This window comes from Bacteroides sp. AF39-16AC, assembly GCF_003602735.1.
In the GTDB taxonomy this organism is placed as follows: domain Bacteria; phylum Bacteroidota; class Bacteroidia; order Bacteroidales; family Bacteroidaceae; genus Bacteroides; species Bacteroides uniformis.
On the sequence record NZ_QTLN01000017.1, the window covers coordinates 23,709 to 45,809 of the forward strand.

The following is a 22,101-nucleotide window of genomic DNA, read 5'->3' on the forward strand; positions in this document are numbered from 1 at the left end:
TATTGTTGTATACTTTGCCATTTTGTCAGCCTTTGTCTGCCAAACAATCAGCTTGTTCGTTTGGCACGGTTTTCGTAAGTTGTTTATCGCTTGTTTAAAGCAAAATTACCATTATAACAAATGTATAACATATAAAACAAAAAGATTATGAACATTAAACCATTAGCAGACAGAGTGCTGATACTCCCTGCACCTGCAGAAGAAAAGACAATTGGCGGTATCATTATTCCTGATACAGCGAAAGAGAAACCTTTGAAAGGTGAAGTTATTGCAGTAGGCAACGGAACAAAAGACGAAGAAATGGTGTTGAAGGTTGGTGACACAGTGCTGTATGGTAAGTATGCCGGTACTGAACTGGAAGTTGAAGGAACCAAGTACCTCATCATGCGTCAAAGCGATGTGCTCGCTGTTTTAGGTTAATTTGTAAATTGTAAATCGTTAAAATGTAAATATAGTTATGGCAAAAGAAATATTATTCAATATCGATGCCCGCGACCAATTGAAGAAAGGTATCGACACACTGGCAAATGCAGTAAAAGTAACCCTCGGCCCTAAAGGTCGTAACGTTATCATCGAAAAGAAATTCGGTGCTCCCCACATCACGAAAGATGGTGTAACGGTAGCTAAAGAAGTAGAGTTGGCAGACGCATATCAGAATACTGGCGCACAGCTGGTAAAGGAAGTTGCTTCCAAGACCGGCGACGATGCAGGTGACGGTACTACAACTGCTACTGTTTTGGCTCAGGCTATCGTAGCCGAAGGTCTGAAGAACGTGACTGCCGGTGCTAGCCCGATGGATATCAAACGCGGTATCGACAAGGCTGTTGCCAAAGTGGTTGATTCTATCAAAGGCCAGGCGGAAACAGTGGGTGACAACTATGACAAGATTGAGCAAGTTGCTTCCGTTTCTGCCAATAACGACCCCGTTATCGGCAAGCTGATTGCAGACGCTATGCGCAAAGTTTCCAAAGACGGTGTTATCACTATCGAAGAGGCAAAGGGTACTGATACTACTATCGGTGTGGTTGAAGGTATGCAGTTCGACCGTGGTTACCTCTCTGCTTACTTCGTTACCAATACGGAGAAGATGGAGTGCGAAATGGAAAAACCGTACATCCTGATTTATGATAAGAAGATTTCCAACCTGAAAGATTTCCTGCCTATCCTCGAACCGGCAGTACAGACCGGTCGTCCTTTGCTGGTTATTGCAGAAGATGTGGATAGCGAAGCGCTGACAACTTTGGTTGTAAACCGTCTGCGTTCTCAGTTGAAGATTTGTGCAGTGAAGGCTCCGGGCTTCGGTGACCGTCGCAAGGAAATGTTGGAGGATATTGCAGTGCTGACCGGTGGTGTTGTCATCAGCGAGGAAAAAGGTCTGAAGCTGGAACAAGCTACTATCGAAATGCTGGGTACTGCCGACAAGGTAACTGTTTCCAAGGATAACACGACCATCGTAAACGGTGCCGGTGACAAAGAGAACATCAAGGAACGTTGCGAACAAATCAAGGCTCAGATTGTTGCTACGAAGTCTGATTATGATAAGGAAAAACTGCAGGAACGTCTGGCCAAGTTGTCTGGCGGTGTAGCTGTTCTTTATGTGGGTGCTGCTTCTGAGGTTGAAATGAAGGAAAAGAAAGACCGTGTGGACGATGCACTCCGTGCTACCCGTGCTGCTATCGAAGAAGGTATCGTTCCTGGTGGTGGTGTAGCCTATATTCGCGCATTGGATGCATTGGAAGGCTTCAAGGGTGACAATGTGGACGAAACCACAGGTATCGACATCATCAAGCGTGCTATCGAAGAACCGTTGCGTCAGATTGTTGCCAACGCCGGTAAAGAAGGTGCTGTTGTTGTGCAGAAAGTACGCGAAGGCAAGGCAGACTTCGGTTACAATGCCCGTACCGATGTTTATGAGAACCTGCATGCAGCCGGTGTGGTAGATCCTGCCAAGGTTACTCGTGTGGCTCTTGAAAATGCCGCTTCTATTGCCGGTATGTTCCTGACTACAGAATGTGTAATCGTAGAGAAGAAAGAAGATAAGCCTGAGATGCCGATGGGGGCTCCCGGAATGGGAGGCATGGGCGGAATGATGTAAGATCGTTTTCCCTGATTGCTTAATCAAATAGGAGAACCGCAGTGTCTTTTTGATAGATACTGCGGTTTTTTTGTTCTATTTACCTTCTTGATTATTAATAAAAAGCGTGTAATATTACAAAAGTGTTACAAAAATGATTAGTTTTTATATCTTTTGTTCGTTTTTATTGTTAGTAAAATAAAAAATCATATCTTTACCCTTCGTAAAGATAACCTAATCAACAAGAACTATTAACCTTTTTAATTGAAGAGAAAATGAACAAAAGCGAAATTGGACTAAATGCTGGGAAAGTTTGGCAGTTGCTTAGCGATTATACCAGATGGAGCTACGGTTCTTTAAAGAGGAAGTCCGGACTGAAGGACAAGGAGTTGGGAGCCGCATTGGGGTGGCTTGCCCGTGAGGACAAGATTGAAATTCATCAGGAAGAAGATGAACTTTATGTTTCACTAGGGGTAAATGTTTATATCGGATAAAGGAAACCGATTGAATGGATTGATTGAGGAGCACAGATTTCGCAGTGCGGAAGCATTTTCTGCCGGGGGGATGAAATCTGTGCTCCTTTGTTTTTTCATGTTGCAGAATATTCTTTCCTTTGCACATTCTTTTCAATGAACAAAAACAGAAAGACTATGAGAAGTTTTGCTTCAGACAATAATTCAGGCGTACATCCGTTGGTAATGGAGGCGCTGAACCGGGCCAACCGTGACCATGCTATTGGTTATGGGGATGATCCTTGGACAGAGGAGGCTGTCCGTAAAATAAGAGAAGCGTTTACGCCGGATTGTGAACCGTTGTTCGTATTCAACGGTACGGGCAGTAATGCGGTGGCTTTGCAGCTGTGTACCCGCCCTTATAATTCCATTATTTGTGCAGAGACTGCACATATCTATGTCGATGAGTGCGGTGCGCCTGCCCGTATGACAGGTTGTCAGATTCGTCCTATAGCTACCCCTGACGGCAAGCTGACGCCCGATTTAGTCCGTCCTTATTTGTGCCATTTCGGCGAACAGCATCATTCGCAGCCCGGAGCCATCTATATTTCGCAATGTTCGGAGCTGGGCACTGTCTATAAGCCGGACGAGTTGCGGGCTTTGACGGATTTGGCCCATCGGCATGGCATGTATGTCCATATGGACGGAGCACGTCTGGCAAATGCTTGTGCAGCCTTGAATCTTGGCTTTAGGGAACTGACAGTGGATTGCGGGATAGATATCCTCAGCTTCGGTGGTACGAAAAATGGACTGATGTTGGGAGAAAGCGTGGTTGTCTTTAACCCAGCTTTGAAGAAGGAAGCTTATTTTGTGCGCAAGCAGTCGGCACAGCTCGCATCCAAGCTCCGCTATCTGTCCTGCCAGTTTACTGCCTATCTGACGGACAGCCTTTGGTTGAAAAATGCCGCGCATGCCAATCGTATGGCAAAGATTCTTTACGACGGATTGAAGGAATTGCCAGGTGCGCATTTTACGCAGAAGGTGGAAAGTAACCAGCTTTTCCTTACGATGCCCCGTCCGGTGATTGACGAGCTGTTGAAGGACTATTTCTTCTACTTCTGGGATGAGGCCATCCACGAAATCCGTTTTGTAACCTCTTTTGATACTACGGAAGAAGATATTGAGCAATTGCTGCAATCGGTAAAAAGGCTTCTCTGAAATATATAAAAGCTCCTAACCTTCACAGGCTGGGAGCTTACTTCGAAACTTTCCCCTCTTGGGGGTAGGGGAAGGTTTACTGAAAACAAACCGATTGAATATTTACCTTAAATACCTTTGCACGATAACCTTTTTAACTAACCTTTTCAATAAATCCTTGTTAGAGTATGCTTATATACCGACAGCCTCGCGGACCGGTACAAAAGTGTAGCCTTTTCGTTTCAGCGTCTTAATCATCTTGTCCAGATAGCCATTATAGAACTTGTCTGTGCGGCGGTCGTCCGTTCCGAAGTGTATCAGCATTAGGTGTCCGTTCAGACCTTCTTTCTTTTCCACCTCCATAATCTTGTCGTAGATGAGTTTGCTACTCCGGTACTTCTGTCCCATGTCCGGAGTGGTGTAGTCGGCATTGCTCATGGTACCAGGGGTATAGTTGATAACTTGAATACCCATATTCTTTGCCCAGGCAGATATTTTCTTGTTATAGTATTCGTAAGGAGGAATATAGACGGGAGCGTCCTTGTATTCGATACCTGCCTTGCGGAGGGTCTCGTAGCTTTTCATCATATCGTTCTCAAACTCTTCGCGGGTGACCAGCAGAGAATCACGGTCTTCCCAAGGCATGTACAACAGATGTCCGTAACTGTGGCTGCCTACAAAATGCCCTTCGTCGAGCAGGCGTTTCACTACATCGGGATAGAGTTCATAGAACTCTCCGGTAAAGAAGAAGCCACCTTTGATGCCATGCTTCTTCAAGGTGCTGATGATGGCATCGGCACCGTCTGCTTTGTCGGCGGCAGTGAATACGAGGGTGATTTGCTTTTTTGAGGGATCGGTGCGGATAATGCCTCCGTCCACATATACATTCTTGTCATTTGGGATATCGGCTTGCTTCATTCCATCCTTCTGCATGGCAGAGAGGTAGTACGTGAGGCAGGCGGTTCCGTCCATGGTAGGCTCATTGGTGGAATAGTCGTGGATGGCGTCGTGATATACCATCAGGTCTGGCTGGAAGCGTTCGTAGTCTTGTCCGGGAGTTCCGGGAATTCCCGTCATATTGACACCGCGCAGGCTTTCGAAGATGGTACGATAGACAGGACCGTCCACCAGTCCGCCGGTAGTATTGCCCACGCCTGCATTCAGCAGTGAGGAGTGGGGTTGCGAGGGATAGTCTCCGTAAAGGGGAAGTTCCACAATCATGCTGGTTCCCCAAGGGTTACAGCCGAACAGCCAGTCGCGCAGGGAGGCTTCCATTTCGGCGTATGTGTCATCGCCGGTGGTTTCACGGTACAGCCGGCATTGGGTTAGCATGGCGGTAGTCAGATTGTTGGAACACCAGATGTAGGGTATACCGTGCAGAAAGGGGCTTTCTACCGCTTTCTCGTACGTGCGTTCAATGCCCGTACGCATGTTGCGGATGAATTCCTTGCTGATGCGGCTGTTGTCCACTTTGGCAAGATGGTAGTGCCCCATGTTCATGAACGGATACCATTGGTAGTGGCGTGCACTGTCGGCGCCCATCCAAGGAGTCACCGGTTCGCGACGTCCGTATTCAAGGGCTTGGGCCAGGTATTTGTTGTCGCCGGTGGCTTTGTACAGTTCCATGGCTCCCAGTTCCATATCGTCCACCCAGTTGTCCTCTTCGTAAATGTAGGGAGACAAGACAGAGGCAGTCTGGCATGCTCCCGGTTTCTTTACGCCTTCCTGATAGGCGGCATCGGCCTTGGCTTCGATTTCTGCTGCAAATTCAGGATAGTAGTCTTTCAGTATCTTGGCGCCTAAAGCGAAGCAGGAGGCAAACTTGCCGGCAGTGCTTGCCACTCCGGTCGTTGCATTCTTGAACTCTCCACGTACTTGCGGTTCGCCACTGCAAAAGTAAACGGGGCGTCCTTTACCCGGTCCGTAGCCGTAATCCACCAGGTCTTTGTTAGGTAGGCGCATTCCGGCATGGTCACGGTCGTCGGCTATCTGGTTGTACAGCTCGCCCGGAGCAGGATTCATCCGGTTCAGCCAGTCCAGTCCCCACTTGATTTCGTCCACGATGTCGGGAATGCCGTTGGCTCCCGGATGTCCGGCTGCATCATAGGCGTCACCGAATGATTCCGGATTTTCCTGATAGGCAAACATCATCTGGTAGATGGCATTGGCGGAGGTGGTGGTGTATTGCAGATAGTCCGTAGCATCGTGCCAGCCTCCGCGGACGTCTATATGTTGTCCGGTTTTGGTGGGATGATAGACGATGTAGCCGTCGTGCACGTGGCAGCTGTCTTTCAGGAACGGATTATAGCCGCAGCGTTGCTGCCGCATGTAGTGCAGCAGGTAGTCTGCGGTACCGTTGTAGACTTGTGCATTGATGGGGAAACGGGGGGAGACCGCTTTGCCTGCTTTCAGATAATACGTGCCCGGTTCTGTGAAATCACTGAAGTTCAACCGGTAGGTACTCTTCATGCCTCCCATCTTGCCGGTGGCCTTGGTTGTGTTGAAGGTACGCACCACCTTTCCGGTGAAAGCGTCAATCAATGAATAATTTTCTACGTTTGTTCCTTCCTCGCTCATGAATACAGCGACTTTGACGGATTGCGGCAAATAGCCGAGTTGGTTGATTCTGATCCATTCGCCTGCTTTGCCCGGTAGGGCTACGAGAGCGAATATTACCGTTAGGAGCCAATAATTACTTTTCATAATGGGGGTTTTTAATCTAAGGTTGGGGATTATATATAAAACAAATTTTCCTTATTACAAATAAAGCATTTTCTGTCAATTTTAGGAAGATTTAGGATGAATAATTAGACGATATTAGGTGTCGTTTACACTATTTTGGTATTTTATAGACGTGAAATAAGTGTCTGGTTGAAACTAAATGTTTGTTTATCACGTAATTATTATGCTTGATGATGCTTTTTAATTTTCGTTTACCTATTTTAGTAATGCGTAAAACAAATTGGCGTGTTATTTGTTTTATGGTATTTAGACAATAAAACTAATAGACTATGGCTTATATTGATTACTATCAGGTCCTTGGAGTGGACAAAAAGGCATCTCAGGATGACATCAAGAGAGCGTTCCGCAAGCTGGCGCGCAAGTACCATCCTGACTTGAATCCGAACGATGCTACGGCCAAGGATAAGTTTCAGGCTATCAACGAGGCGAATGAGGTGCTGAGTGATCCTGAAAAAAGAAAGAAATATGATGAATATGGTGAACACTGGAAACATGCCGACGAGTTTGAAGCGCAGAAGCGGGCACAGCAGCAAGCCGGGGGCTTCGGGGGATTTGGCGGTGCCGGTTTTGGAGGTTCCGGTGCGGGATTTGGTACGGACGGAGGCGGTACGTATTGGTATTCTTCCGACGGCCAGGAATTTTCGGGCAGTAATGCCGGTGGTTTCTCAGACTTCTTCGAACAGATGTTCGGTCATCGTACGCGCGGCGGAGGCGGTGCCAATGCCGGTTTCCGCGGGCAGGATTATCATGCGGATTTGAACCTCTCGCTTCGTGAGGCTGCGAAGACCCATAAACAGATATTGACGGTGAATGGCAAGCAAGTGCGTATTACCATTCCGGCCGGTGTGGCCAACGGACAGGTCATCAAACTGAAAGGCTATGGTGGCGAGGGCATCAACGGAGGTCCTGCAGGTGACTTATACATCACGTTTGTGATTCCGGACGACTCGGTATTCAAGCGTTTGGGAGATGATTTGTATGTGGATGTGACCGTCGACCTTTATACAGCCCTGCTGGGTGGCGACCAGTTGGTGGATACTTTGGATGGTCAGGTGAAGCTGAAGGTGAAACCCGAAACTCAGAACGGGACTAAGGTACGTCTGAAGGGTAAGGGCTTCCCCGTATATAAGAAGGAGGGACAGTTTGGCGATCTCATCGTGACTTATTCCGTGAAGTTGCCGACAAACCTGACGGAACAGCAGAAAGAGATGTTCCGTAAAATTCAGAGTATGAACTAATGAAAGGAGAACGGATTATGCAGAACGAATGGATTGTCATCAGCGAATATTGTGACAAGTGTCATATAGAGCCCACTTTTATTGATATGCTGTGCGAAAGTGGACTGATAGATGTGGAGCAGGAAGGTGGAGAGCGTTATCTGCCTTTCTCCGAGTTGCCGGATGTGGAACGGTACAGCCGTATGTACTACGACCTTTCCATCAATATGGAAGGGATTGATGCCATCCACCATCTGCTGGCAAGGATGGAAGAGATGCAGCGGGAGATACACTCGCTGCGCGGCAGGCTGAGGCTGCACGGAGAGTATTAATTTTCCTTTCGTCTCTTTGAGAACTTTTGTCCTTTTAAGAAGGGGCAAGCAGGAGGAAGTATTTCAGAAAAAACAAGCGGGCACCGGAGTAGCTAAACTCCGGTGCCCGCTATATTTGCCTTGTCCAAGCAATGCGTTTATTTGCGGTAGCTTTCCAGCTCTTCTGCCTTGAACTTACGGATGAAGTTAAAGTGTTTTTCCACTTCAGCTTCTGCGTAGTTCACATACACCAGAGCCGACTTGCCGAACAGTTCGGGAGCCTTTGTCGCGTCCTGAATGATGAGGTGCGACATGATACATACCGCAGCCATCTCATAGAGGCGACGTGCCACGAAGTCCAGCAATTCCTGATTCTGTGCCTCTTTCACCGCATTGGTGCAGGCTTCGAACTTGTTGGTCATCTCTTTGATGCGGTCCATCAACGGTTGCATTTCTTCGCTGCACGGCACTTGCTCGTAGTCGCGCAAGGTGGCAGAGTATGAGCCGTTTGTTACATAGCGGATAGCAGCTACGGTCTGCAACTGAGTAGTACCTTCGTAGATAGAAGTGATACGTGCATCACGATAGATACGTTGGCAAGCATACTCCAGCATGAAGCCCGAACCGCCGTGAATCTGGATGCTGTCGTAAGCATTCTGATTGGCATATTCAGAGTTCATACCTTTTGCCAGCGGAGTGAAGGCGTCGGCAAGTTTGGCATACTTCTTTTGTTCCTGGCGTTCTTCCGGAGTCAGTTTGCGTTCGCGAGCAATGTCGTCCAGCGCTTTGTAGATGTCAACGTAGCGGGAAGTCTGGTACAGCAAGGAGCGTCCTGCATCCAACTTGGCTTTCATAATAGCCAGCATGTCATATACAGCCGGGAATTCGATGATAGCCTTGCCGAACTGCTTGCGGTCTTTGGCATAAGCCAGACCTTCGTTGTAGGCAGCTTGTGAAAGGCCTACCGACTGTGCGGCAATACCCAGACGGGCACCGTTCATCAAAGCCATAACGTATTTAATCAAACCAAGCTTGCGGTCGCCGCAAAGTTCTGCCTTTGCATTCTTGTAAACCAGCTCGCAGGTGGGAGAGCCGTGGATACCCAGCTTGTTCTCGATGCGGCGCACGTCTACACCGCCTTCATTCTTATCGTAGATGAACATGGACAAGCCACGTCCGTCTTTGGTACCCTCTTCTGAACGTGCCAGTACGAGGTGGAGATTGGCGTCACCGTTAGTAATAAAACGCTTCACGCCGTTCAGGCGCCAGCAGTTGTTGGCCTCGTCATAGGTCGCTTTCAGCATTACGCTCTGCAAGTCGGAACCGGCATCCGGTTCTGTCAGGTCCATAGACATGGTCTCTCCGGCGCAGACACGCGGTATAAAACGGCTGTGCTGGTCTTCGTTACCGAATTCGTAGAGCGTTTCGATACAGTCTTGCAGTGACCAGATGTTACCGAAACCGGCATCGGCGGCGGCAACGATTTCCGCACACATGGTGTACGGAGTAATCGGGAAGTTCAAGCCACCGAAACGGCGCGGCATGGTCATACCGTTCAATCCGGCTTTTACCATGGCGTCGAGGTTCTGCTTGGTGCCGCTGGCATATTCCACACGGCCGTTGGCACAGTGGGGACCTTCTTCGTCCACGCCCTCGGCATTGGGAGCGATAATCTCTCCAGTAATCTCTCCGGTGATTTCAAGTACCTTGTCAAAAGAGTCCATAGCATCCGCATAGTCCTGCGGGGCATAGTCATACTTGTCTTTGTCTTGGTAACCGCGTTCTTTCAGTTCGCAGATACGTTCCATCATCGAGTTGTTCAGATGATACTTCAATTCGGGAACTTCGGTATAAAAATTTGCCATAATTTCTTGGTTATTTAGGTATTCTGAAGTATAGGGGTATGGTGAATTTCACTCGCTTGGCCTCTCCGTCCTGATAGCCGGGCGACCAGCGGTAGACGTCGGCAATGGCCTCGAAAGCGCGTATGGCTTCTTTGTCGATGTCATAGCGCACGGACTGGAGAATTTGGGGATGGGTCATCTTGCCTTCTTCGTCTACAACGAATCGTAGGATTACCCTTCCTTCCGCCTTTTGTTTCCAGGCGTCTTCCGGATATTTGGTAACATTGGCCACCAGTTTCATGAGGTTCTCTATTCCACCGGGGAAGGATGGAAACATGAAATACGGCTGATGTTCCATTTCAGTTCCGTGCTCGTCGAACATCTTTCCACCGGTACACTGATTCTCTGAATAGTGTTCCTCTCTACGGAGTTTCCCGTCGGGATAGTACTGCAGGAGTGTTCCGTCAAGTTTACCATCGCTGTAGCTCCGGGCCAGATGTATGGCACCGTCGGGATAATACACCATGGTCTGTCCCTCCAGGCGGTTGTCTCTATATACTTCTGTCAGGCTGTCCTTGCCATTTGCATAGAATGATGTATGCAGGCCTTCCCTTATCCTTTTGCGGGGATTGCTTTTGTATTCGGAGAAATGCCAGACATCCTTCTTTTGTCCTTCCAAAGCATACTCTTCCACCTTGATGCACTTCTTGTTTATCTTGGAAACAAGAGCATACCTGACTGCCTGGATGGAGTCGTCCGTCCATTGGTAATTCTTGTCCAACCAGAGCTTTTCTTGAGCGATAGCGGAAGATATACCTGAAAGAAGAACAAATATAAGAATCAGCCCTTTCATGATTACCTTTATTGTTATTTACTGTGTGATTTATAATATTTTATCATCTTCGGGATAACCTCTTCCACCGTACCGTTGATGACATAGTCGGCAATCGTATTGATGGGAGCGTTCTCGTCATTGTTGATGGAGATGATAATACCACTTTCCTGCATACCGGCAATGTGCTGGATTTGTCCGCTGATGCCGCAAGCAATATACAGTTTGGGGCGGACAGTGACACCGGTCTGGCCAATCTGGCGGTCATGGTCGGCATAACCGGCATCGACGGCAGCACGGCTGGCGCCTACCTCAGCATGGAGTTCTTTGGCAAGCTCGAACAACATGTCAAAACCTTCCTTGCTTCCCATGCCGTAGCCTCCGGCAATCACGATGGGAGCGCCTTTCAGGTTATGTTTTGCCTTTTCTACGTGGCGGTCGATGACTTTTACCACATAGTCCGTCTCGGGCACGTACTTGGCAACGTCGTGGTTGATGACTTCGCCCTTATAGTCAGCGTCCAGTATCTCTTTCTTCATCACACCTTCGCGAACGGTTGCCATCTGCGGACGGTGCTCGGGATTCACAATCGTGGCAACGATGTTACCGCCGAATGCGGGACGGATTTGATACAGCAGGTTCTCGTAAACCTTGCCTTCCTTCTTGTCTTCGTGGTTGCCGATTTCCAGTGAGGTACAGTCGGCAGTCAGTCCGCTGGTCAAAGCGGAAGAAACGCGCGGACCGAGGTCGCGACCGATAACGGTGGCGCCCATCAGGCAGATTTGCGGCTTTTCTTCTTTGAACAAATTGATGAGGATAGAGGAGTGGGGAAGGGAAGTATAGGGGAACAAGCCCGGAGCGTCGAATACGTGGAGTTTGTCTACTCCGAAGGGCAATACCTGCTTTTCAATGCCTACCAGATTGTTGCCGGCAGCAACTGCCTCCAGTTGACAGCCCAACTGATTGGCTAATTTACGACCTTTGGTCAAGAGTTCGAGACTGACGTCGGCAACCGTTGTGCCTTCTATCTCTAAATATACAAATACATTATTCATAATCTTATCCTATCGTATGGTTAGCTAACAGTTCAACAATCAAATCTTCTACATCCTGGTCGCTGCCCGTCAGCGTCTTGCTTTCTTTGGCCTGGAATGAAATGTTCTGAATGGTCTTCACCTTTGTGGGCGAGCCGCTCAGACCGCATTGTGCAAGGTCGCCGTTCACGTCGGCAACGCTCCATTCCGTGATGTTCAGATAGGGATATTTCTCGTAGAGGCCGGCGTAGGCAAGCCCAGCGCCTTCCTTGGTGATGGCAGCTTTTTCCTGGGCACCGAGGGCGCGTTTGTACTTCTGCACCAGTTTGGCATTGCGCGGGCGGCAGGGAGCGGCACTTCCGTTTACGGTGATGACTATGGGCAGGGGAGCCTCAACGGTTTCCACACCCCCGTCGATATGACGTTTCACGGTAATTTTCTTGGCGGCTTTGTCCACGTTCAGAATCTCTTCTGCGTAGGTCACTTGCGTCAGCCCCAGCTTTTCGGCAACCTGCGGGCCTACTTGGGCGGTATCACCGTCGATGGCCTGGCGTCCGCCGATGATGACGTCATAGTCGCCTATCTTCTTGATGGCTGTGGCAAGGGCATACGAAGTGGCAAGCGTATCGGCACCTGCAAAGGCGCGGTCGGTCAGCAGATAGCCGTTGTCGGCACCACGGTAAAGTCCTTCACGAATAACTTCGGCTGCACGTCCCGGTCCCATGGTCAGGATGGTAACGGTGGAGCCCGGATGTTCATCTTTCAGTCGGAGAGCCTGCTCAAGAGCGTTCAGGTCTTCGGGGTTGAAGATGGCAGGGAGTGCCGCGCGGTTGATGGTTCCGTCGGCTTTCATGGCATCTTTCCCAACATTGCGTGTGTCGGGAACTTGTTTTGCCAATACAACAATTTTCAAACTCATGCTATTAATTATTAGTATTAGTATTTCTTTGTATGTCAGTGCCGGGAATAGGAGTAGTAGAATCCTGCTACTGAAATTGGCCGGTTAACTCATTATCAGCCTGCAAATTTACGGAAAGAGTTGGGTTTGACAAGAAAATGGGGTGAAAAATGCACAAGTTGAGGGATTTTGCGCAAATATCAGTTGGCTCTATATCTGTAAAAAAGGTAATAAAACCGGTAATTTATCTACCTTTCCGTTCCCGTTTCCTCTGTACTTTTGCAGCGTCCGGATGAGGCCTGCACGACGGGCGGCATCGGATAAACAAGCATCGCTACTTAAATGTTATTATAGAATATGTATATTGAAAAAGTAAATTCCCCTGCTGACGTGAAAAAGTTATCAGTCAGCGAGATGAACGGATTAGGTGGAGAAATCCGCCAGGTGTTGTTAAACAAGTTAAGCTCTCACGGAGGACACGTAGGTCCCAACCTGGGAATGGTAGAAGCCACCATAGCCCTGCATTACGTGTTCGATTCACCAACGGACAAGATAGTCTATGACGTGTCTCACCAAAGTTATACCCATAAGATATTGACAGGCCGCCGGGCAGCGTTTATGAATGCGGACGAGTATGACGAAGTCTCCGGATATTCCGAACCGTCGGAAAGCGAGCATGACTTTTTCGTTATCGGGCATACCTCTACCTCCGTCAGTCTGGCAAGCGGACTTGCCAAGGCGCGTGACCTGAAGGGGGAGGCGGGTAATGTGATTGCCGTCATCGGCGATGGCTCGTTGAGTGGAGGTGAAGCCTTCGAAGGATTGAATGTAGGTGCCGAACTGGGCACGAACTTCATCGTCATTGTCAACGATAACCAGATGTCCATTGCCGAGAATCATGGCGGGCTATACCGCAATCTGCAACAGTTACGCGAAACGGAGGGGCAGGCTCCCTGCAACTATTTTAAGGCAATGGGATATGATTATCTCTATGTGAAGGATGGCAATGACGTGGAGCAATTGATAGAGGCTTTCCGTGAAGTGAAGGACAAGAAGCATCCGGTTGTGGTACATATCAATACCTTGAAAGGTAAGGGATACAAATTGGCAGAAGAGCAAAAAGAACGTTTCCATTACAGTGTTCCGTTCGACCTTGAAACCGGCAATCTGACCGGTGAGTCTGGAGAGGGTGAAGACTATGCCGACCTTACCGCCGGTTATTTGTTGCAGGAGATGAAGAAAGACCCGACTGTGGTGGGCATCACCGCAGGTACACCTACGGTATTTGGCTTTACACCGGAGCGCCGCAAGGAGGCAGGGCGGCAGTTCATCGATATGGGCATTGCCGAAGAGCAGGCTGTTGCCATGGCTTCTGCCATTGCTGCCGGAGGTGGAAAACCGGTATTCGGGGTCTACAGCACCTTTATCCAGCGCGCCTACGACCAGTTGTCCCAGGATCTTTGCATCAACAATAATCCTGCACTGATTCTTGTCTTCTGGGGAAGCTTATCGAGTATGAATGATGTTACCCATCTTTGTCTTTTTGATATTCCGGTCATCGGTAATATTCCGAATATGGTTTATCTGGCACCTACTTGTCGTGAGGAGTATATGGCAATGCTGGAGTGGGGCATCCGTCAAACGGAACATCCGGTTGCCATTCGCGTGCCGGCCAATGGGGTTGTCCGCAGGAATGTAGAACCGGAGAAGGATTACGGCAAGACGCTGAACCGTTATGAGGTGTCCCATCGTGGAGAGAAGGTCGCCATATTGGGACTGGGCTCTTTCTATCAGTTGGGCGAAGCCGTGGCTGCCCGGTTGAAGGAAGAGAAAGGAGTGGATGCCACGCTTGTCAATCCTCGCTACATCACGGGTGTGGACGAGGCTTTGCTCGATGACCTGAAGCGCGACCATACACTGGTCATTACTCTTGAGGACGGAGTGCTGGACGGTGGCTTTGGCGAGAAGATTGCCCGTTACTACGGTCCGTCGGATATGAAGGTACTGAACTATGGTGTGAAGAAAGAGTTTATCGACCGTTACGATGTGGAGGAGCAGTTGAAGAAGAACCGGTTGACGGTTCCGCAGATTGTGGAAGATATCTGTAGGATTTGGTAAGAATTGAAAAAGGAGATGCATCAAACTGCATCTCCTTCTTTTATTTATTTAATACCCAGTTTCTTGGCAATATCCTTAGGCAGTGCATCCTTGTGCACAATGATGTTCATTGTTTTATAGCGCACGAAAGCTTTGGAAGCATACCACAGTCCTTTGTACTTTCCGGCTTCACCCCAAGAGTTCTTTACCATATAGTATTCGTTGCCTTCCTGGTCTTTGGCTATACCGTAAATCAGCATACCGTGGTCGTCAGTAGTTTCCCAGTTGTCGTATGCCAGCTGGCGCTCTTCTTGTGTGCACCACTTCTGCGGTTGAGGCTTGCTGTTCAGTTTCTTTTCTTCGGGTTTCATTTTCAGCCAGTGTGCCATGTCCGAACCGCTCAGTTCTTGCACCTTTTCTGCATCGGGCATTACGGCTATACCGTCGCGTGTGAAGCCTTGTTCGCTTACGTCACTACCCCATGCAATGGTGTAACCCTTATTGATAGCGTTGTCAAACACTTCCATCAACTCGTCAATAGGCAAGTTGTAGGAAGAAGCCCAACGCCAGTTGTCTTGTATTTCCAGGACGAACGGCTGGTAGAAGGGATGGTGGGTATAGGAAGTCAGTGAGATATAGTCATCTGCATTCAGTCCGGTAGATTCATAGAAAGACTTCGGAGTATATTCCTTGCCTTTGTAGGTGAACTTCTCGGGACGTTCGCCCAGATAAATATCGTGGATAGCGGTAATGGCTTTCTTCCAGAGCGGGTTCTTGTCTTGGTCTGTTTGCAGGCTGCGGTGTTTTCCCTTGGCAATGGCTGCCACTACGGCATCAGATACGGCTGTCAATTCGGTGTGGTTGCTCAGCGTGTCGCCATACATAACGCCCGGACGCATTTCCTCTTCGGGCACCAGACCAAAAGTTTTCATACCATAAATTACATCGTAGAACGAACCGCCTTGTGAGAACGAAACGTCACCATGTGTACGCACTGCCTTGTCGGCACGGTCCAGATAGGTGTTGTGTACGATAAACATTTCAGAAAAGTCGTATTCGCCTTTGCCCATGCGGAGCAGTTCGGATTCGATGAATGCCAGTCCGGAATAGCACCAGCATGTACCGGCACGGTTCTGGTTCTTAACAGAAGTGATAGGATTTTCTTTTACGGTCGTAAAGATGAAACCTTCCTCTTTCGGAGTGTCTTGTGCTATTGTGTTTAAACTTAATAAACCCAATGCAGCCATCAGTATTGATTTCTTCATCATAATTAAAATGTTATAGATTTATTGTTGCAACTGCAAATATAGGTAGAATATCGTAAACAAAAGCTATCTTTGAAGCGTTAATTCCGACACTTATGGAGAAAATAATACGTATCGACGACCATAGCGGTCTTGTTTTGGAGGGCGGCGGTATGCGCGGCGTCTTCACTTGCGGTGTGCTCGACAGCTTTATGGATCGTGGCATTCGCTTTCCCTATACCATCGGCGTCAGTGCCGGAGCCTGCAACGGACTTTCTTATATGTCCGGTCAGCGCGGGCGTGCCAAGTACAGCAATATCGACTTGCTGGAAAAATACAATTACATCGGATTGAAGTATCTGTTGAAGAAGCGGAATATCATGGATTTCGACTTGTTGTTCCAGGAGTTTCCGGAACACATACTTCCCTACGACTACGAGGCATACTTTCATTGTCCCGAACGTTATGTGATGGTAACTACCAACTGCGAGACGGGCGAAGCGAACTATTTTGAGGAGAAGCGGAGTAAAGAGCGCGTCATTGATATTGTGCGTGCTTCGAGCAGTCTGCCGTTTGTCTGTCCCATTACCTACGTGGACAACATCCCGATGCTGGATGGAGGTATTGTGGACAGTATCCCTTTGATGCGTGCCCGTCAGGATGGATTTACCAATAATGTAGTGGTGTTGACGCGCAATCATGGGTACCGTAAGGAAATTCAGGGAACGAAGGTTCCACCTTTTATATATAAGAAATATCCGCTATTGCGTGAAGCCATCAACCGCCGCAGTATTGTCTATAATCAACAGTTGGAGCAGGTGGAACGGATGGAAGCCGCCGGGGAAATCGTTGTGATCCGTCCACAGAAGCCGGTAGTGGTAGACCGCATCGAGCGTGACATCAAGAAGCTGACGGAGCTTTATGAAGAAGGATATCGGTGTGCGGAACAGTTTGCTTTTCGTTTTTGATTCTGAGAGAGTATACTATGAGAGCTGGTGCAATTAGCATCTGCTCCCATATTGTTTTCATTCTTTTCTATTAATTTGCTGCTAAAGCTAAAGTTTATTTAGCAAAAAACACGCGTAGAATACCTTTAGAAAGGGGATGTATCAAAAATACCACCTTTCGTAACATTTGTTATAGGTGCAAATCCTGGTTTCGCTTAATTTTGCTGACACAAAACTCAATTGCAGAATTGGTTTATTATTAACTTTAAATTAATAGATATGTTGAAAAGCATTAGTCTCAGGCTTTGCACACTAATTGTGCTTCTCTTTGCGGGCATCTATTCCTCTGCCCAGCAAGTCCAGGTAAAAGGTACTGTCGTTGAAAAATCGAGTGGTGAATCCATTATCGGTGCTTCTGTCATGGAAGTAGGTTCCAACAGTAATGGAACAATTACGGATATTGACGGAAATTTCACTCTGTCTGTAGCTTCCGGTGCCACATTGTCTGTATCCTATATAGGATATAAAGCCGTTACAGTAAAGGCACAGCCCACTTTACGCATTGAGTTGACGGAAGATTCCCAGTTGATTGATGAAGTAGTAGTGACCGGCTATATGTCCGAGAAGAAGGCCAGTTTGACTGGTTCGGTGGCTGTGGTCAAGATGAAGGATGTAGCAGATATTCCTACGGGAAATGTGTTGTCGAGCTTGCAGGGACGTGTTGCCGGTATGAACATTACGACTGACGGCACACCGGGCGGTGGAAATACTTCTACATTGGTCCGTGGTAAGTCATCTTTCCGAAATGATGCCAATTCCCCGCTTTATGTCATTGACGGTGTGATGACCCGTGAGAACATCTCGTCTATCCTTTCTTCCAATGATGTAGAATCCATTCAGGTATTGAAGGATGCCGCTTCCGCTTCTATTTATGGTGCACAGGCTGCCAATGGTGTGATTATCATTACTACCAAACGTGCCAAGAAAGGGGAGACCCGTGTGGATTTTGATATGTCGTTGACTTTGCAGACCTATCAATGTGGCTTTGATATGTTGAATGCAGATGAGTGGGGCCAGGTTTATTGGTCGGCTTATAAGTATGCCAATAATGGAGCTACGCCAAGCAGCGAAATATATGGTAATGGTGCAACTCCCCAACTTCAAGACTATATCGGCCTGAATGGAGCTAAAGTACATGCCGTTGATACGGATTGGCGCGATGTGGTTTATCGCACTGCCTTGATGCAGAATTATAGTGCGACACTTTCAAAGGGCTCTGACAATGGTGCCTTCTCGTTAGCGTTGAACTATCTCGACCATGACGGTCTGGTAGAGAATACGAATTTCCAGCGTATCAATACCCGCATCAGTTCTAACTATCATTATCTTGACAATCGCTTGCGCATCGGCGAGAACGTTGCCATCAATCGTTGGACACAGACCCTCAGTCCGGCCGGTGTAGATGAGAATGCCATCAAACAGCATCCTGCCAAGACGGTTTATGATGAGAATGGCAATTATAACGATGCCATCAATGATGTTTTGGGTGATGCCCCCAATATGGCACGTTTGTTGGAGAATGAAAAACAGAACAAACATGATTACTGGCGTGTCTTTGGTAATGCATTCCTTGAAATTGAACCGATTAAGAACCTGGTGCTGAAAACCAATTTCGGTATGAATTATTATGATGAAACCAACAAAACTTTTGAGCCGGCATGGGCACGCGATGAGGTCAATAAGCTGACTCAATCATCCAACAAAAGACTGGATTGGGTATGGACCAATACCGTGACTTATAGCAAAGCTTTTGGAAAGAACAATCTGACTGCACTTCTTGGTACAGAAGCCAAGAAGAACCATTCGGAATCCATGTTCGGTTATGGTACGGGACTGGCTGTAGAAGATGAAGATTATATTTATCTCGACGGTGTGACTGCCGGTAAGAATGTAGGTGCCGGTGCTTCCAATTATGGTATGGTGTCTTACTTTGGTAAAGTGAACTATGATTATGAAGGACGGTATTTGGCCTCTGTTACGGTGCGCCGTGATGCTTCTTCCCGCTTGGCAAAGGGTAATAATGTGGATTACTTCCCTTCAGTGTCGGCAGGCTGGCGCATTTCAAGTGAGAAGTTTATGGAAGCGACCAGGGATTGGTTGGCTGATTTGAAACTACGTGCTTCATGGGGTGTCAATGGTAACGATATTATTGATAATGAGGCTCCCTATACAAAATACTTGATTAGTCTGAAGGATGCAAGCTACAACATGAACGGTGATGGAACGACTTTGGCTCCCGGTGGTTACAAAGTGAGGTCTACCAATCCCGATTTGAAGTGGGAGAGTACAAGACAGCTCAATATCGGTGTGGACGCCGCTTTCCTGAACGGACGTCTGAGTGCTTCTCTCGATTATTTTGATAAGAAGACAAGTGATATGCTTGTGGAGAAACCGTATATCGCTGTCATTGGCGAGGGTGGTTACTGCTGGTATAATGGTGGTACGATGAACAATAAAGGTTTCGAGATGGCACTGACCTGGAATGATAAGGTAAAGGATTTCCAGTATAATGTAGCATTCAACCTTTCATATTACAAAAATGAAGTGACAGAGCTGACGGAAGAAATTTACTATACTTATGGTGGCGGTAATGGGGTTGACAAGACTTTGGTTGGCCAACCGTTCGGTTCATGGATGGGCTTCAAGACAGATGGAGTGTTCCGTACCCAGCAGGAGGTGGATGAGTATAAATCCAAATATAATGTACAGTTTGGCGCTCCCGGAGTAGGACGTATCAAATACGTGGATGCTGATGGTAACGGTACGATTGATACGAACGACCGTGTATGGTTGGGTTCTGACAATCCGAAAGTGATTGCAGGTCTGAATCTTGGGGCATCTTGGAAAGGCTTTGACCTCAGCATGTTCTTCAACGGTATGATTCGTGATGCCTATAACAACTCCAAATATTATACGGATTTATTCCAATGCTGGACCGGTAATCACTCTACCCGCCTGCTCGATGCCATGCATGCTTACGAGAACTTTGAAAAGACGGGTGTTTACAATAGCAGTGTACCTGCTTTGACCACTCTTAACAGCAACAATGAGCACGAAGTATCTGAGTTCTATATTGAAAATGGTTCGTATATCAAGCTGAAAAGTCTGACATTGGGTTACACGCTTCCTAAAGCAGTTCTCGACAAGATGAAGATGCGTCATGCGCGCATTTATTTCCAGGCTCAGAATTTGTTTACGATTACCGGTTATACAGGTGCCGACCCTGAAGGTCTGGGTTATCCTTATCCGTTGCCCCGTACGTTCTCTTTGGGATTATCATTTGGTTTCTAAACTTTAAAACTATACTATCATGAAATTGAAACATTTATATATGCTTGGCGTAGTAGCGCTGATGACTGCAAGCTGTAATGAAGACCGTTTCCTGGATTTGAAGCCCCAGGGTAGCTTGAATGAAGATATTATGACTTCTACAGAAGGTGCCGACCTTTTGGTGAATGCCGCGTATGCAGCTTTGGGTGGTCCCGAAGGACAGAGCTGGAGTGTATGGTGTCATCCTACTTCCAATTGGACCTATGGTGAGGTACGTTCGGATAATGCCTATAAAGGCGGTGGTGGTGTTGGTGACCTTAATGAAGTGCACCGTATGGAGACATTTGATATGGATGCAACCAATGGATTTCTGGACAGCAAGTGGTACCATCTATATTGCAGTGTACAGCGTTGTAACTCTGCATTGCGCGTTCTGAATGCTGCAACAGATGAGCAGGTGAACGGACGTGTATCCCGTATTGCGGAGATGAAAGTGCTTCGTGCCCATTATTACTTTGAATTGAGCCGCCTTTTCAACAAGATACCTTATTTTGATGAGAACGTTGAGATTTCCCAATATCCGGATATTCCGAACAATGAGTTTACCCGTGACGAGATTCTGAGTATGCTGGCCAAGGAGATGCTTGATGCCGCCGAACTGCTTCCTGCATCACAGTCGGAGGTAGGGCGTATTCATAAATACATAGCACTGGCCTATGCGGCTAAAATCAAGCTGTACCAAGCGTATCAGCAAGATGAGACTACGCATGCCGTAACTTCCATCAATAAAGAGCTGCTGAGGGAAGTCGTTTCGCTTTGCGACCAAGTGACTGCCAGCAACCGTTACGGTTTGCTTGACGATTTCCAGGGATTGGATTTAGTAGCTAATGAAAACGGTAAAGAGTCTGTTTTTGCCATTCAATATTCCATGAATGACGGTACCGAAAGTGCCGGCCGCATCAACTGGAGCAATCTGTTGAATTCTCCAGGTGGAGGCAGCCCTTACGGAGGTGACGGTTTCTTCCTGCCCAGCCAAGACCTGATTAATGCTTATCAGACAGATGCAAACGGTCTGCCCGATTTTAATTATCAGTCAAAGTCTGATTATAGTTGGGCGGTATTGAACAATGGGGTTTATACTTTACAAAACACGACTCCCAATGTAGACCCGCGTCTCGATTTTGTTGTGGGCCGTCCTACTATAACTTGGAAAACTTACCCAGACAAGACGTGTGAGGGATGGGTGCGTGATAAGGAAACTTATGGCTATAATTGCGCGAAGCGCTTCTGGGTTTCTCCGGAAAGTAGTGATATGTTTAATGGCTGGCCTTGGGGGGCTTCACAGTTGAACTGGCAGATTATACGTTACGCGGATATTCTTCTTTGGAAAGCTGAGGCTCTTATTGAACTCAATGAAGGCGATGGACTCGAAACTGCCCGTGATTTGATTAATCAGATACGCAATCGTGCCCGGAACAGCGCCTATGTAAAGGATTTCAACGACCATTCCAAATATGCGGCCAACTACCTTGTCAATCCTTATCCTGCTGATGTCTGGAATCAAGATTATGCCCGTCAGGCCCTCCGTTGGGAAACGCGTCTGGAGAAGGCTTTGGAAGGTGAACGTTTCTTCGACCTGGTCCGTTGGGGCATAGTGGAAACAACCATGAACAAGTACATTACCGCGGAGTCAGACAATCGCATTTATTATGCCAATGCGCACTTTACGGGTGGAAAGGATGAGTATTATCCGGTTCCGAACAATCAATACGGATTTTCTGGAGGCAAGTATGTACAGAATCCCGGTTATGCTCCGTTCAACTAATTATATTTTGAAATGAAAACGCAAGGGAGGGGAAACGTTTGTTTCCCCCTCTTCCTT

16 protein-coding genes are annotated in these 22,101 nt (G+C 47.7%); 10 read left to right on the forward strand and 6 right to left on the reverse strand.

From position 1 onward, the window contains the following. Positions 1-147 precede the first annotated feature (147 nt). The 4 genes from DW039_RS14080 (at position 148) to DW039_RS14095 (ending at position 3,744) form a co-directional block, all read left to right on the forward strand. Positions 148-420 carry a co-chaperone GroES gene (locus tag DW039_RS14080; RefSeq protein ID WP_004290132.1) on the forward strand — a complete coding sequence of 91 codons (273 nt, stop codon included), beginning with the start codon at positions 148-150 and terminating at the stop codon, positions 418-420. 37 nt (positions 421-457) lie between these two features. After that, positions 458-2,095 carry a chaperonin GroEL gene (groL, locus tag DW039_RS14085; RefSeq protein WP_005835590.1) on the forward strand — a complete coding sequence of 546 codons (1,638 nt, stop codon included), beginning with the start codon at positions 458-460 and terminating at the stop codon, positions 2,093-2,095. A gap of 254 nt (positions 2,096-2,349) precedes the next feature. Then, complete coding sequence (locus DW039_RS14090) at positions 2,350-2,568, forward strand: winged helix-turn-helix domain-containing protein (protein ID WP_005826242.1); 219 nt, start codon at positions 2,350-2,352, stop codon at positions 2,566-2,568. Between the two features lie 156 nt (positions 2,569-2,724). Continuing rightward, the gene (locus DW039_RS14095) at positions 2,725-3,744 is read left to right on the forward strand and encodes a low specificity L-threonine aldolase (protein WP_120382059.1); all 1,020 of its coding nucleotides are present in this window, start codon (positions 2,725-2,727) and stop codon (positions 3,742-3,744) included. A 171-nt stretch (positions 3,745-3,915) separates the two neighbouring features. Here the strand turns inward: DW039_RS14095 and DW039_RS14100 are convergent, their stop codons facing one another. Beyond that, complete coding sequence (locus DW039_RS14100) at positions 3,916-6,426, reverse strand: glycoside hydrolase family 9 protein (protein ID WP_120382051.1); 2,511 nt, start codon at positions 6,424-6,426, stop codon at positions 3,916-3,918. Positions 6,427-6,734: 308 nt separating this feature from the next. Here DW039_RS14100 and DW039_RS14105 point away from each other — a divergent pair, with 308 nt between their 5' ends. Continuing rightward, positions 6,735-7,703: a DnaJ C-terminal domain-containing protein gene (locus tag DW039_RS14105; protein ID WP_005826253.1), complete on the forward strand. Its 969-nt coding sequence runs from the start codon at positions 6,735-6,737 to the stop codon at positions 7,701-7,703. A 17-nt stretch (positions 7,704-7,720) separates the two neighbouring features. Then, positions 7,721-8,014 carry a chaperone modulator CbpM gene (locus tag DW039_RS14110; RefSeq protein WP_009036538.1) on the forward strand — a complete coding sequence of 98 codons (294 nt, stop codon included), beginning with the start codon at positions 7,721-7,723 and terminating at the stop codon, positions 8,012-8,014. Positions 8,015-8,151: 137 nt separating this feature from the next. On the opposite strand, the gene DW039_RS14115 is transcribed toward DW039_RS14110, so the two are convergent. From DW039_RS14115 to DW039_RS14130, 4 genes are read right to left on the reverse strand one after another with little or no spacing between them, the layout of a single operon-like run. After that, positions 8,152-9,858, reverse strand: a complete 1,707-nt coding sequence (locus tag DW039_RS14115; RefSeq protein WP_005826256.1) for an acyl-CoA dehydrogenase family protein — start codon at positions 9,856-9,858, stop codon at positions 8,152-8,154. Between the two features lie 10 nt (positions 9,859-9,868). Further along, entirely contained in the window at positions 9,869-10,690 is an 822-nt protein-coding gene (locus DW039_RS14120) for an energy transducer TonB (protein WP_120382052.1), read from the reverse strand. A 14-nt stretch (positions 10,691-10,704) separates the two neighbouring features. Further along, positions 10,705-11,724: an electron transfer flavoprotein subunit alpha/FixB family protein gene (locus DW039_RS14125; RefSeq protein WP_005835598.1), complete on the reverse strand. Its 1,020-nt coding sequence runs from the start codon at positions 11,722-11,724 to the stop codon at positions 10,705-10,707. 4 nt (positions 11,725-11,728) lie between these two features. Further along, complete coding sequence (locus DW039_RS14130; protein WP_120382053.1) at positions 11,729-12,622, reverse strand: electron transfer flavoprotein subunit beta/FixA family protein; 894 nt, start codon at positions 12,620-12,622, stop codon at positions 11,729-11,731. Positions 12,623-12,958: 336 nt separating this feature from the next. Between DW039_RS14130 and DW039_RS14135 the strand changes: the two genes are divergently transcribed. Continuing rightward, positions 12,959-14,719, forward strand: coding sequence for a 1-deoxy-D-xylulose-5-phosphate synthase (locus DW039_RS14135; protein ID WP_005826266.1), 1,761 nt, complete (start codon positions 12,959-12,961; stop codon positions 14,717-14,719). A 44-nt stretch (positions 14,720-14,763) separates the two neighbouring features. Here DW039_RS14135 and DW039_RS14140 read toward each other — a convergent pair whose 3' ends face one another. Continuing rightward, entirely contained in the window at positions 14,764-15,963 is a 1,200-nt protein-coding gene (locus tag DW039_RS14140) for an aminopeptidase C (protein WP_022401575.1), read from the reverse strand. Positions 15,964-16,058: 95 nt separating this feature from the next. Here DW039_RS14140 and DW039_RS14145 point away from each other — a divergent pair, with 95 nt between their 5' ends. From DW039_RS14145 to DW039_RS14155, 3 genes are all read left to right on the forward strand, one after another. Then, positions 16,059-16,910, forward strand: a complete 852-nt coding sequence (locus DW039_RS14145) for a patatin family protein (RefSeq protein ID WP_008663962.1) — start codon at positions 16,059-16,061, stop codon at positions 16,908-16,910. Between the two features lie 258 nt (positions 16,911-17,168). After that, positions 17,169-20,240: a TonB-dependent receptor gene (locus DW039_RS14150; RefSeq protein WP_117703673.1), complete on the forward strand. Its 3,072-nt coding sequence runs from the start codon at positions 17,169-17,171 to the stop codon at positions 20,238-20,240. A 19-nt stretch (positions 20,241-20,259) separates the two neighbouring features. Beyond that, the gene (locus tag DW039_RS14155; protein WP_117703674.1) at positions 20,260-22,044 is read left to right on the forward strand and encodes a RagB/SusD family nutrient uptake outer membrane protein; all 1,785 of its coding nucleotides are present in this window, start codon (positions 20,260-20,262) and stop codon (positions 22,042-22,044) included. The last annotated feature ends 57 nt before the right edge of the window (positions 22,045-22,101 follow it).